The 12164-nt window shown below is 32.3% G+C and carries 16 protein-coding genes and 1 pseudogene; 7 read left to right on the top strand and 10 right to left on the bottom strand.

The genetic code is table 11. From position 1 onward, the window contains the following. The 3 genes and pseudogenes from ERX40_RS10890 to ERX40_RS10900 all read right to left on the bottom strand — a co-directional run. A pseudogene (locus ERX40_RS10890) lies at nt 1-247 on the bottom strand (relaxase/mobilization nuclease domain-containing protein); the annotation flags it as partial. Further along, nucleotides 229-624: a plasmid mobilization protein gene (locus ERX40_RS11365; protein WP_165980759.1), complete on the bottom strand. Its 396-nt coding sequence runs from the start codon at nt 622-624 to the stop codon at nt 229-231. The pseudogene ERX40_RS10890 and the gene ERX40_RS11365, both read right to left, overlap by 19 nt. Nucleotides 625-1190: 566 nt before the next feature. Next, entirely contained in the window at nt 1191-1562 is a 372-nt protein-coding gene (locus tag ERX40_RS10900) for a hypothetical protein (RefSeq protein ID WP_133418523.1), read from the bottom strand. A gap of 162 nt (nt 1563-1724) precedes the next feature. On the opposite strand from ERX40_RS10900, the gene ERX40_RS10905 reads away from it, so the two are divergent. After that, nucleotides 1725-1817: a type I toxin-antitoxin system Fst family toxin gene (locus ERX40_RS10905; RefSeq protein WP_133418524.1), complete on the top strand. Its 93-nt coding sequence runs from the start codon at nt 1725-1727 to the stop codon at nt 1815-1817. A gap of 120 nt (nt 1818-1937) precedes the next feature. Here ERX40_RS10905 and ERX40_RS10910 read toward each other — a convergent pair whose 3' ends face one another. Continuing rightward, a complete protein-coding gene (locus ERX40_RS10910; RefSeq protein ID WP_133418525.1) occupies nt 1938-2144 on the bottom strand; it encodes a hypothetical protein in 207 nt (68 codons plus the stop codon). Nucleotides 2145-2536: 392 nt separating this feature from the next. On the opposite strand from ERX40_RS10910, the gene ERX40_RS10915 reads away from it, so the two are divergent. From ERX40_RS10915 to ERX40_RS10925, 3 genes are all read left to right on the top strand, one after another. Beyond that, nucleotides 2537-3109 (top strand): hypothetical protein, encoded by a 573-nt coding sequence (locus ERX40_RS10915; RefSeq protein WP_133418526.1) that lies wholly within the window; start codon nt 2537-2539, stop codon nt 3107-3109. 104 nt (nt 3110-3213) lie between these two features. After that, nucleotides 3214-3831, top strand: coding sequence for a CadD family cadmium resistance transporter (locus ERX40_RS10920; RefSeq protein ID WP_133418527.1), 618 nt, complete (start codon nt 3214-3216; stop codon nt 3829-3831). A 19-nt stretch (nt 3832-3850) separates the two neighbouring features. After that, nucleotides 3851-4186, top strand: coding sequence for an ArsR/SmtB family transcription factor (locus tag ERX40_RS10925; RefSeq protein WP_133418528.1), 336 nt, complete (start codon nt 3851-3853; stop codon nt 4184-4186). Between the two features lie 405 nt (nt 4187-4591). On the opposite strand, the gene ERX40_RS10930 is transcribed toward ERX40_RS10925, so the two are convergent. Beyond that, nucleotides 4592-5209: a LysE/ArgO family amino acid transporter gene (locus ERX40_RS10930; protein ID WP_133418529.1), complete on the bottom strand. Its 618-nt coding sequence runs from the start codon at nt 5207-5209 to the stop codon at nt 4592-4594. 1 nt (nt 5210) lies between these two features. After that, complete coding sequence (locus ERX40_RS10935) at nt 5211-6179, bottom strand: fatty acid desaturase family protein (protein ID WP_133418530.1); 969 nt, start codon at nt 6177-6179, stop codon at nt 5211-5213. A 95-nt stretch (nt 6180-6274) separates the two neighbouring features. Between ERX40_RS10935 and ERX40_RS10940 the strand changes: the two genes are divergently transcribed. Next, on the top strand, nt 6275-7693 hold the full coding sequence (locus ERX40_RS10940) for an aminotransferase-like domain-containing protein (RefSeq protein WP_133418531.1): 1419 nt from the start codon (nt 6275-6277) through the stop codon (nt 7691-7693). A gap of 145 nt (nt 7694-7838) precedes the next feature. Then, nucleotides 7839-8405: a tyrosine-type recombinase/integrase gene (locus ERX40_RS10945; RefSeq protein ID WP_133418532.1), complete on the top strand. Its 567-nt coding sequence runs from the start codon at nt 7839-7841 to the stop codon at nt 8403-8405. Nucleotides 8406-8425: 20 nt separating this feature from the next. Here the strand turns inward: ERX40_RS10945 and ERX40_RS10950 are convergent, their stop codons facing one another. After that, a complete protein-coding gene (locus ERX40_RS10950) occupies nt 8426-8935 on the bottom strand; it encodes a tubby C-terminal domain-like protein (RefSeq protein ID WP_133418533.1) in 510 nt (169 codons plus the stop codon). Nucleotides 8936-9552: 617 nt separating this feature from the next. Between ERX40_RS10950 and ERX40_RS10955 the strand changes: the two genes are divergently transcribed. Next, nucleotides 9553-10380 carry a helix-turn-helix domain-containing protein gene (locus tag ERX40_RS10955; RefSeq protein WP_165980760.1) on the top strand — a complete coding sequence of 276 codons (828 nt, stop codon included), beginning with the start codon at nt 9553-9555 and terminating at the stop codon, nt 10378-10380. Here the strand turns inward: ERX40_RS10955 and ERX40_RS10960 are convergent, their stop codons facing one another. The 3 genes from ERX40_RS10960 to ERX40_RS10970 form a co-directional block, all read right to left on the bottom strand. Then, nucleotides 10381-10929, bottom strand: a complete 549-nt coding sequence (locus ERX40_RS10960; RefSeq protein ID WP_243713058.1) for a hypothetical protein — start codon at nt 10927-10929, stop codon at nt 10381-10383. Between the two features lie 73 nt (nt 10930-11002). Next, on the bottom strand, nt 11003-11197 hold the full coding sequence (locus ERX40_RS10965) for a hypothetical protein (protein WP_157819772.1): 195 nt from the start codon (nt 11195-11197) through the stop codon (nt 11003-11005). Continuing rightward, nucleotides 11187-12164: relaxase/mobilization nuclease domain-containing protein (locus ERX40_RS10970; protein ID WP_133418537.1), on the bottom strand; the 978-nt coding region annotated here is incomplete at its 5' end. The genes ERX40_RS10970 and ERX40_RS10965, both read right to left, overlap by 11 nt.

Below are 12164 nucleotides of genomic sequence, written 5' to 3' on the forward strand. Positions count from 1 at the left end.
AAGGATCAATGTCACGGCCTTTAAAGGACTGTTCAATGAGATGTGCCTGAATGTCTTTGCCTTCGTCCTTTGCTTTGTTGAACGCTTTCCTGACCACACCAAACTCATATTCAGCATTACTCGGATCACAGTTGATACCAGACATCGCAATACACTTCTTTTCGGATGTCTCTTTGTCCTTACCATCACGTCCATATTTAATGGATGCAGTGGCACTTTTAGACGACGCTACTTTAGTTTGTGCCATATCTGATGCACCTCACTCTGTAGCTGTTCGAATTCTTGTTTTAATGCATTGAATTCCTCAGTCAGCTTTTTAACCTCATTCATTTCATGTTGTCCTAAAAAGGTTTCTCTTGATAAGATTTTTAAGGCTCGTGTCGATTGATTCATATTATTGCCGACACGACTGATTTCTCCTGAAAGCCTTGAAAGTGGTGGTAAGATACTTTGAATATCTTCTGACTTCATTAATGGTCGATGTATCTTACCTCCTAATGCGCGCGCCTTTAAATATGATGTGATGTTCAAGTTGGCACTTGAAGCTGTACCAGCGATCACATCATATTCATCTGCGTTCACTCGAAAAGAAATAATCTTTGATTTTTTCTTTGTCTCGCTCACTTGTTCGTCCCTCCATTCTGTAAAAAATAGCTCATGTCCATTCGTTATTTTTTACGCCACTCCGTGACGAAGTGATATGATGTATCGGTTCAGACTGTTCCCTATTCGGTCACAGACATTCACACGATTGTTGTAAATCAAAATGACTCACTATTCGCTCGCATTTTAGATTAACAACAGCCATCACATCACAAGAACACAAAACATTTATGTCCAATTTTTTTATCACTACGTTTATCTCAATTATACCATAAATTGTAAAAAATGTTTTGGTCAAGCAGTGCGAATGTATACATTTGCTTCGCAAATTATCATTCACCTCCTTGTAAGGGGAAAGCTTTTCCCTTAACCCTTTCGTTTTATATCATCGTCTATTTCTTCGAAATACACAGATGATATAAAATACAAAAATCCATCCAAGCATCATATGATATTTGGATGAATTTTTATAGAAAACATCTCCGAATTGATTGGATTAGGATGACTACTTACGTCATCCTAATCCAATCAATTCGATACAAAAGATACTGCATACCAGTATCTTTTGTAAGACTGGTTATCAAATTTTAGCCCTTCGTTCTAAACTTTGATAACCAGTTCGTTAACCCCTTTAAATCATTAATATGCCAGTAGCCTCTTGAATCGTCCATTGCATCCGCAATGGCATTTAAATTCTTTTTTAACTGATTCAGTTCATTCTGAACAGCACTGAACTGATTCTGATCGATCCCTGAATGATCTTTATGTGCAATCATATAATTCTGTTTGAATTCATCCAACGAGATGAATTTACCGTTCTCCTTTCTTGGGAAGTCTTTACCAAAGACTGCTTTTAAGGTCTGAAGTTCTTTCTTATCTTTTTCACGCTTTTCTTTTAAGAGTTGTTTCTTTTTTTCTTCTAATGCCTGAAGTTCTTTTTCATAATCAATATTTGTCATCGTATATCCTCCTGATGTTTATCGTTACCCTTATTATGCCACGTGTTTTTGAGAGATAAAATGGGTAAGGTAAGCACTATAGAAGAAATCATCGTAATTCGATATAATGAGTAAGCCGTCTTCACTTCCATAGGCGAGATCTTATGGAAGGAGGTGATCTCCATGGATTTTTTACTTGTTAACGTAATCGCACCGATTATTGTCGGTGTCATTCTTATGTTGTTTTCTCACTGGTTAGATCAGCGTAAGTCGTAAGACGGCATACCAGCACCTAAAAAAACCCCCTAACTGTTCCCAGCAGTTAGGGGGTTCGGTGTTTCCATGGAATTTCTACTTGTTAACTTTATTATATCTCATTCAATTTTCTTTGTAAAACTAATCAATGACATAGACATACTTTACAGCATGTTTAAAAATCGTTATTTCTCGTCCATCTTCTGTTTCGATAATAATCTCATACTGTGGTGCAAATAAATATGTTCCAGTGATAGCTTTTCCGTCAGTAAAAACAATTTTAATCTTTTCACCTTTGCGATGATAAAAACCAAACTTTCTTTTTACCTCTGTTTTTTCCTCAGACATATAATCACCTCAATCTTTTATTTTTTTAATTATAACTAAGAAATATTACTGAATAAACACATAAATAGGACCGTATAAGAGTAATAAAGCGTTCTGACAAGCCTTTAAACTACTTTAGGACTTTACAACCATTCAAATACATTATCGTTGCTTGTACGTTGTCTGTGCTAAGCTTTAACAAATCATTGGCAAAAACTTGATAAAATAATATAGTATTTGATCAAGTGTTGTCTAACACGTCATGAATAACTTAATAAATAATTGCATTTGATTAAGGTAGATGTATTGATATAATTGTCTTTGAGATACTTAACAAATGATTGTCAAAGGATTAATAAGTTTAGATATAATTAGGCAAACGTTTAACAAACTATTGATAAAGGATTGATAAAATGAAATCGTGTATTGATCTTGCTAATGAATTGAATGTAAGTAAACAAACTGTGTTTAATAATGCTAAAAAATTGGAAATAGAACTGACTAAGCAAGACAATACTTTGTATGTTTCAAGTGCTGATGATGTTGAAGCAATTAAAAATAGAATACTCAATAATAAAGCTAAGTCATTGAATGTAGATGTATCTGAACTAATAAATAATGATAGTAGCTCAAAGCAAGACAATGATACTCAAGATGTATCAAACAATAACAATAAAATAGAACTTCTTAGACAAATGATTGATGATAAAAACAAACAAATACAATCATTGCAAGATGATAAGCAAGACTTGACCTCATTACTTAAGCAACAACAACAGTTGTTACACAATCAACAGTCATTACAATTACAATCGAATGATAAGATAAAGGCTCTTGAATTAGAATTGAATGAGATTAAAGAAGATACTTCTCAAGCTGATACAAATAAAGTTGATAGCTTTTATAAAGATTTAAGAGAAGATAAGCAAGAAAGTAATAGCACGACAAATAAAAAAGGTGGCTTGTTGTCACGTTTCTTTAAGTGATATTAAAAAATTATTGAGTTAAAATAACATTCAAAAATATACTTGAATGTTACTGATGGATATGTTAAGCTTCATTCAAATGAATTTTTGAATGATGTGCTTTTATGTTTCAAACTATTATTACTGCTACTGTTTTATACACAGCAACTGCTGTAGACTTATTAGTTATTTTATTAATTTTCTTTGCTAGAGCTAGCACAAAGAAAGAATATAGAAACATCTATATTGGACAATATCTAGGTTCTATTATTTTAATATTAGTAAGTTTATTTTTAGCTTTCGTATTAAATTATGTTCCAGAGAAATGGATCTTAGGATTGCTAGGTATAATACCAATTTATTTCGGTGTTAAAGTAGCATTATATGACGATTGTGCTGGTGAAAAAAGAGCAAAAAAAGAATTGGATAAAAAAGGATTATCAAAATTAATAGGAACTGTGGCATTAGTGACTATCGCAAGTTGTGGTGCTGATAACATTGGATTGTTTGTTCCATATTTTGTTTCACTTAATATGTCAAATCTAATAGTTACACTTATTACATTTTTAGTGTTGATATTTGTATTAGTTTTTACAGCTCAAAAAATTGCTAATATACCTGGAATTGGTGGTACTATTGAGAAGTATAGTCGTTGGATAATGGCTGTTATTTATATAGGACTAGGAATGTTTATTATCATAGAAAATAAAACAATTCAAACAATTTTAGAATTTTTATTTTAGATAAGGGTGTTGAAATTAAATGAATAAATCTATTACTTGTGACATAGTATGTGTTCATGAAGATAAAGTGGACAAAGCGTTAGATTTTTTAAAAATTGAGAAGTCGCAAAGATTACTTAATATTTTTCAAAAAATATGCGATGAAAAAAAATTAAAAATTGTATTGTCTTTACTGAGTGAAAAAGAACTTTGTGTCTGTGATATTGCTATCATTCTAGATATGAGTGTGGCTTCTACATCTCATCATCTTAGATTATTGTATAAAAATGATGTTCTTGATTTTTATAAAAATGGGAAAATGGTATATTATTTTATCAAAGATGAAGAAATTAAGTTATTTTTTAGTAATAATTAAGCGGTCATATTTCTGTGACTGCTTTTTTTATTTGTCTGAAAATGTAACACAATGGTAATTTTATGTTACTTTGTCGAAAAATGAATTTATTATATGTGTATGATACAATTAATATAAACTTTAGTGGGGTGTTATGATGAAAATAGGAAATTATAAATTTGATTCATTTTGGCTAAGTATGACAATTGGTTTCTTAGCAGTTTCGCTACTTTTTCCATACATTATTTTTTCAGCTATCATAACAACGATATTGGGACTAAAAAAGGTTAATCATTAAATTGATTAGCCTTTTCTTTTATCCTCAATCATGTAACACAATAGGAATTTTGTTACATAACAAAAAGAGCAAAGTATCTAATTAATTTAGAGATACTTTGCTCTTTTACTTTTAGCGTGTAAGTCATGCTAACTTATAATTTGATATATATTTTTTATAATTAAAATTGCCACGATAAGGATTATGGCACTTGATAGTTTATTTAATATAAGAATGAATCTGCCCGATTTGTCAACTTTACCAACAAATTTTCCGATTAGTGCTAGACTGATAAACCATATCCAGGATACAAGAATAGTCGCAATCGTGAATGCTACTTTTTCATCATTAGAATAAATTGATGCACTAGTTCCGATAACACCTATCGTATCCATGATTGCATGAGGATTTAATAGAGAGACAGACATCGCAAAGCCTATCTGTTTTTTTGCAGACATAGGTGGCTGATCAGTTGCATCAGCCGGTTTTTCATTCCACAACGACCATGCCATATATAATAAAAAGAATAAGCCAACAATATATACAATTAGCTGTAAAGATGGATAATGGTTTAAAATCAAAGACACACCTAAAACTGCTAACAAAATCAGCAGGGTATCGCACAATCCCGCAGTTATCACTACTGGAAGAGATTTTTTTAAACTCTTATGATTGGCACCTTGATTAAAAACAAATACATTTTGAGCACCTAATGGCAATATTAGTCCCAATGCTAATAAGAATCCATGTAGAGTTGCTTGAATCATACTAATTGACCTCCCTATTTGGAGTACATATATCTTTTACAACACTATAAAAACCAGGCAATGTTGTTCTAAAAAATCCTGTACAATGATGCGCTTTGCGATATTCTTCATCCTTCATTAATATTATATGTGCTTTTTTGAGATTGTAATGAGGAATAGCTGGAAAAAGGTGATGAACTAGATGATAGTTATCATGATGTGGATGAAATAAAAATATTGTTATAGAATTTCCAAATGTGTTTCTACTAGCTGTTAATTCGGAATCATTATTTAATCCAGAGTGCTCTGCCATTTCAGCCCAATATCTAATAATTTGGAAAGTGGTAAGCATAGGAATGAACCAATATAATATTAAATAGATCCAAAAGTTAAAGATAATAGATGATAAAATAATCAAAAACCACATCAAGTTTCTAATCCATATTTCAGATTTAGGAACTTCTTTAGTATACAAATTAACTTTTATTGTTCCAATTATATACTTTGGTACGTGAAATAGCATGAGTACCTTTATGATATGATCTTTAATAAACTTCTGTGTATTTTCTTGTGGCTTATCTAAGCCTACGAGTCGATACCTTATTGTATCGGGGTCTTCTTTTTCGTCCCACAAGTTTCTGTGATGTTTAAAATGAGAATTACAATATGCGGTGAAACTCGTGAATATAGGGAAGGCAACAAAGATACACGCAACCCACTTATTAATGTATTTATTCTTAAACAATAAACGATGTGATGCATCATGCATTAAATTATCAAATGCTCTCATTCTACTACCTATCAATATTAATGCCAAAATATATAGAATGACATTTTCATACTTAATAGATATAATGGCAGATGAAATTATTATCAACCAATCTGTTAGAATACATAAGACATTTCTAAAATTATTTTTCTGATACAGTGGCTTTAACTCTTGTATTATCTCTTTTGCAAATACTGCTTTTTTAAGCTTTTTATTAGTCATATACAATTCCCCTCCTTAGTTAGAAGGATAAATAACTTTAAATGTTAAGAAATCATCCAAATATAATTTTTAGGCCAACCAGATAGGAGTAATTTATGAATAAGACCAAATATCAGGGCATTATTGATTATATTTTGAAAGAGATTAATGAAGGTCGCCTAGAAGTCGGTATGAAACTACCTTCTCAAAGAATATTAGCCAAAAAATTTGGTGTTAATAGAACAACAATTATCAATGTTCTTGATATCTTAAAAAGTTATGGTGTTCTTGAAAGTAGAGAAAGAAGTGGTATATATGTTGCTAACAGTCGTTGGAATGAGTATGTTCATAATAATTTAAGCTGGCAAAATTATATAGGTAACAGCCCTACCAAGAACAATCAATTTTATATACAAGAAATCAATAGATGTGAGTTTGTAGAAGGAATCATACGTTTGGGAACCGGAGAACTTTCACCTGAATTGATACCCAACAATATATTTAAAGAGATTATTAATAAGGATGTATTTGACCAGTTATCAACCAATTATGAAGCTCCTAAAGGAAATATACTATTACGAGAAGAAGTAAAGAGATTAGCAAATAAAAGAGGAATACATTGTGAAGTAGAGGAGATTTGTATCACGTCAGGAGCGTTACAGGGTTTGAAATTAATATCTGATGGATTATTGATACCTAAATCTAAAATAATAATAGAATCTCCATCGTATATAAACTCAATCAGAACATGGCATAGAATACAATCAAAAATAGTACCATTATCTATTGATTATATAAAAAATAATATCAATTCTATCTTTAAAGAAGATGAAGATTATAGTAACAGTATATTTTACTCTAATCCTACCTTACATAACCCTACTTCTAATAGTTACTCTCTTGCTGAGAAAGAAAGTATATTAAAGCAATGTAAAGCAAAAGGTATCCCTATTGTTGAAGATGATATTTATAGTGAACTTTGGTTTAATGGCGATCCACCTAAATCTTTAAAAGAGTTAGACGAAAGTAATAATGTTTTATATTTAGGCAGTCTTTCTAAAACTGTAAGTCCTGGACTTAGAATAGGGTGGATAATAGGAAATGAGCGAGTTATTACTCATCTTGCAGATTTAAAAATGCAAAATGATTATGGTGCTAGTTCTATCTCTCAGTTTGTAGCGACTCAATGGCTAAAATATTATCACGATAAACATATCGATAAAATTAAAATTGAACTCATTCATAGAAAAGAAATAATGGAAAATGCTTTGAACGAATATTTAGGTGCTTTAGGAAGATGGAATAAAACTGAAGGTTCTTTCTATATATGGTTTAAATTTAATGTAAAAGTCGATATAAAGAAATTATTTCAGTTCAGTATACAGGCAGGATTATTAATACATCCTGGTGAAATTTATTCTGACAAGGAAAAAAACAGCATTAGATTCTCATACTCTTATATTGAGAAAAATAAGATTAACTCTAGTATTAAAAAACTTAGAGAGATAATTGAGAAAGAAAATTTAATTTATTAATAATACTTACACCTTGAATGTAACATAATGGTAATTATGTTACATGATAAACCCCGACATCAAAGGGGTTTATTTTTATGCCTTTAATAAGGTATCATAATGATAACAACAAATACATTATACGTATCATATAGGAGTGATTTTTATGAACAGCGTGGAACCGATTCGCGACGTGAAAAAGATACAGGAAATGAAAGAAGCACTTGCATATTATGGATCAGAACGCGATGTTTTTTTATTTAATTTAGGTATTAACTGTGGTCTAAGAGTGAGTGACATGTTGGGACTGAAGAAAAAAGATATTAAGAACTACATAATAAAATTAAGAGAGCAGAAGACCCGTAAGCAGAAACAAATCCCCCTTTACCATCTAAAGGAGGATATTGATCGTTATATTCAGTTTCTAGAGGACGAAGATTATCTGTTTAAAAGCAATAAACTAGACTCTGATGGCAATAGTAAGCCGATTAGTCGTGTACAAGCCTATAGAATCCTGAATCATTCAGCAAAATCAATCGATTTAAATGAAATCGGCACACACTCGATGCGTAAGACCTTTGGTTACCATTATTACAAAAAAACGAAGGACATCGCTTTATTGATGGATTTATTTAATCATTCTTCTCAATTCGTGACATTAAGGTATATTGGAATTAACCAAGATGTGATGAATGAATCTATTAGTAGTGTGATGAAAAGTTTATACTTTTAATCTAACTGAAATAATAGATTCTAGTTATAATTATCAAATACTAAAAATGCAAGATAGTAGATTTCCCAATCATCTATCATTTTATCAATAATCATTCTTCTATAAACTAAATCATGAACATAAAACTGTAGTGAAAAATTACTGTCATCTTTTATTTCCTTAAGTAAAACTTTATTTGAGATAATACTTGAATCTAAAAGATACTCTTTATCTAATATATTTAATATCATTTTTTCTCTAGATAAATCAAATTTATATTGTAAAGAACCTATTTTTTCTCCATTTTTATAGATTGACCATTTTGTTTTATCTAACAGTCCACCTTTTTTATCTTGTTCAATTTTATACTCATGTTCTGTGGAGATTTTATAGTTTAAGTAGCCATCTCTTTTCTCTATATATGAAAAAATCTTTTGAAAGTTACTATTATAATATCTTTGACAAATTCCCAATTTTCTTTCATTATCATCAGTGATATCATATTCTTTAGTGGATAATATCCATGTTCTTTTTGTTTGTATGTATTGCATTTTTAAAACTCCTTTTTGAATTGAGGTGTACTGTTTTATGGAAAAAGAACCACGTAAATGGTCACTTTTTATTATATTAATAATTATATTATTAATAGGATTCTTTTCAGAAATTTATATATTTTAAAATATATCGGACAACTTGCTGTAGATATTTATTCTTTATTACCTCATTATAAGTATGCTGATATTGTTTCACTTCTATGGGTCTTTTCAAATTTATTGTAATTACATAATCAATTAACACTAGGCAAACAAAAATAGAAAATCTCTATTTTTGTTTGCTATTTTTTTGGAATAGATATACAATTTAATTAACTTAATTGAACGTAAAAAGAACACTCCGCATTAATAACTGCGCCAACAGTTATTAATCGCTTACCGATCGCGTACATCGGCAAACACTTTAGAATGTTCTTTTAACTTTCTCTTATTAAGATTATGTTTTAATCATACCCGATTTTTCAGAGATTTTCAATAAAACAAATCTAAAGAGTAAGTTAAGAGAATATTAAAATTGACATACGTCATAAGAGTGCATGCCATGGAAAAGACCGGCATGTACTCTTTTTTCGTTCCTAAAATCTAAAAAAGGAATGATAGAAATGACTTACATCATGAACGACTTTGAAAACAATTTTGAAACAATCATCGCAATGGATCGTACGGTTGAACGATACAATCGTCATCTTAAAAAGACTGAATACCGCATTTTAAACGTTTTAAAACAACATAGTTTAAAGGTGATTGGTTATTCTCACCTAAAACTTCAGACCATCGCAGATTATCTCGAAATCAGCAAGAAAACCGTCTACCGTGTTTTAAAAAATCTTGATGAACAAGGTTATATCACGAAGATTCATACGGTTAGTGGCAAACGTAAAAATAACGGCGCAAATGTCTATCGCATCAATACGTATACGCAATATGAAATCCTTAAAGAAAAAAATGTCCACGCTAAAATGTCCACGCTTAATCAGATGATTAAGACCGGTAAAGCACTGTCACAACAAGCATTACAACATGTTCGCGCAAAAAAGGAAACTATATATTTTTTAAATCTATTAAATATCTTTTTAAGTAACAGAAAGCGTCTAAATAAAAAACACTCAAAAGTTTTATTTCACAATATCAAACACTCAAATATCCGTATCAAACCGATGGAAGTGCCTGACGAAATCTATCAAGTGGCTAAACCTTTCTTTAGTGATGAGGAAATCATGGCTTTTTATAAAGTGATGCTCAAAGAAACCATCGGTAACAACATCTATAGCACTGAAGCTCACATTGAAATTATGAATTATGCGATACAATCACTTGTTAAGACGAAGAAAAAAGTCTATCACGGACAGAAAGCTGAGATAAAGAGTGACAGAGCGTACTACATCGGGATTCTTCGAGAATATATCGCACAAGATTTCTATGTCTATAACGCTGTCATCTAGTTAGGGTGTGACCGATTGATATTCGAGATCATGTCGTTTCTGTAGCTTCTCAACACGTTCCAGGAAAAACTGTTGTGTTCGTGGTGTCTTAATTTGTTGCTGAATCTGATAACGGACATTGTCATAGTCCTGTGCAGTCAGATTACTATATTCAGAGGTGCTGAGATGTTCCAGTTGAAGCTTTTGGATGAGCCTGTCACCGCTCTGATGTTCATACGTTGATAGATAGTCACTGTGTTTATCCATCAGTACCTTGCGTTTCTTAGGGTCATCAACCTGACTGATTTTTTTCTGTGCGACTGAAAAATGTTGATGTGTGACATGCTTCTTCACGGTCGTATTCAGTAATCCTTTATCCACTAAGCCATCCAGATAGGTCTCAGCTATGTTGGACTGCTGTTGGACTTTCTGTACATGTAGATGCGCCTGATAATAAGGTAACGGTGATAAAGGCGTCCATGTACTGATTGTGAACCCTATGCCGAAGAGCATCACAGATAAAGGCAGTGTGAATCTTAACGATGCGAGATGGTCTTCAAGTTTTGCCATCAATACGAATATTAAATAGAGACACAAAGCAACGATACAGATAGGGATGCCATAATAAAGGAGTGTGAACATCCTAATGCATCCCTGTCATAAGATAATAGATGGTGAATATCACAAAGATCAAACTGATGATGACGGGGATATAGTTCAGGATAAGCTTTGTTCTGAGGTAGCTATGATTCAGCTCCGTCTGATGCATCTCTATTTCAGACTTCATCTCTCTTTTCAGATCCGTTAAGACGTCCCGTCTAAGACTTTCAGCGTTCAAATCCACCACGGTCATGTCGTCTATCTTGTCCTGGCTGTGTTGGATGGTCTTCTGAAGTTCGGTCTTGAGTGTTCGATTTTCGTTGATGACCGTGCGCATCTCCTGTTTGAGTGTCTCGTTGTAGCGTTTCATCTCCTGCATCTCTGATACGAGCGTCAAGTACTTGTCGTGCATACTGTTGAATGCGATCTCTGCTTTCTGGTACTTCAACGTTAGCTGTACGACCTGTTGGGAGAGGTGTGAATCCTGATTGTCGTTTAAATCGTTCATAAGATTCTCGTTCCTGCTCCAATCCGTATTTGATTCCCTCGGCACCATAATCAACTCCTAAATTTTTTTCACGTATGATACGTTTCTTACCATCCCGGTCGATAAAATCGTATGAAAAACGGGTCATCTGTTGCTTCTGATTGAATCTTTCCCTTATGTTGACACCTAGATCGGTTAGATGCGCCTTAAAGCGCTCTAAATCGAAATGAAGGCTATCCTTTGTTTTTTCGAATGCCTGATCGATACGTGCTCTTAAATCATCTTTCCATATATATTCGCCTTTATCTTTGAGTTTCTGCTCTTTAATTGTGACCGATGTGCCACGTTCCTTATGCTTTTCAATGACAGGATAACCATGTTCCTGTACAACCGAATCATTGATGCGTTCGACGATCTTCTTTTCCTGATAACAGTGATATTTGTGGCCATCCTCTAAATTCACAGCATTAAACACAATATGATTATGATAATTGTTCGTATTGCCATGTGTATAGACGACAGCCTGAAAGCCACCACCGAGTTCTTTATTCAGCCGTTCGGCCAGTTTATATCCCATCTGATTCACTTCAAAAGGATCAATGTCACGGCCTTTAAAGGACTGTTCAATGAGATGTGCCTGAATGTCTTTGCCTTCGTCCTTTGCTTTGTTGAACGCTTTCCTGACCACACCAAACTCATATTCAGCATTACTCGGATC

Origin of the sequence: Macrococcus carouselicus, assembly GCF_004359515.1 — a bacterium.
GTDB classification, from domain to species: domain Bacteria; phylum Bacillota; class Bacilli; order Staphylococcales; family Staphylococcaceae; genus Macrococcus; species Macrococcus carouselicus.

Excerpts from the sequence above, each read along its gene's own strand:
- ERX40_RS10905 (WP_133418524.1), top strand. The coding sequence starts at position 1,725 with ATGGATTTTTTACTTGTTAACGTAATCGCACCGATTATTGTCGGTGTC.
- ERX40_RS10960 (WP_243713058.1), bottom strand. The coding sequence starts at position 10,929 with ATGGCAAAACTTGAAGACCATCTCGCATCGTTAAGATTCACACTGCCT.
- ERX40_RS10900 (WP_133418523.1), bottom strand. The coding sequence starts at position 1,562 with ATGACAAATATTGATTATGAAAAAGAACTTCAGGCATTAGAAGAAAAA.
- ERX40_RS10940 (WP_133418531.1), top strand. The coding sequence starts at position 6,275 with ATGAATAAGACCAAATATCAGGGCATTATTGATTATATTTTGAAAGAG.
- ERX40_RS10915 (WP_133418526.1), top strand. The coding sequence starts at position 2,537 with ATGAAATCGTGTATTGATCTTGCTAATGAATTGAATGTAAGTAAACAA.
- ERX40_RS10935 (WP_133418530.1), bottom strand. The coding sequence starts at position 6,179 with ATGACTAATAAAAAGCTTAAAAAAGCAGTATTTGCAAAAGAGATAATA.
- ERX40_RS10910 (WP_133418525.1), bottom strand. The coding sequence starts at position 2,144 with ATGTCTGAGGAAAAAACAGAGGTAAAAAGAAAGTTTGGTTTTTATCAT.
- ERX40_RS10930 (WP_133418529.1), bottom strand. The coding sequence starts at position 5,209 with ATGATTCAAGCAACTCTACATGGATTCTTATTAGCATTGGGACTAATA.
- ERX40_RS10950 (WP_133418533.1), bottom strand. The coding sequence starts at position 8,935 with ATGCAATACATACAAACAAAAAGAACATGGATATTATCCACTAAAGAA.
- ERX40_RS10920 (WP_133418527.1), top strand. The coding sequence starts at position 3,214 with ATGTTTCAAACTATTATTACTGCTACTGTTTTATACACAGCAACTGCT.
- ERX40_RS10925 (WP_133418528.1), top strand. The coding sequence starts at position 3,851 with ATGAATAAATCTATTACTTGTGACATAGTATGTGTTCATGAAGATAAA.
- ERX40_RS10955 (WP_165980760.1), top strand. The coding sequence starts at position 9,553 with ATGAACGACTTTGAAAACAATTTTGAAACAATCATCGCAATGGATCGT.
- ERX40_RS10945 (WP_133418532.1), top strand. The coding sequence starts at position 7,839 with ATGAACAGCGTGGAACCGATTCGCGACGTGAAAAAGATACAGGAAATG.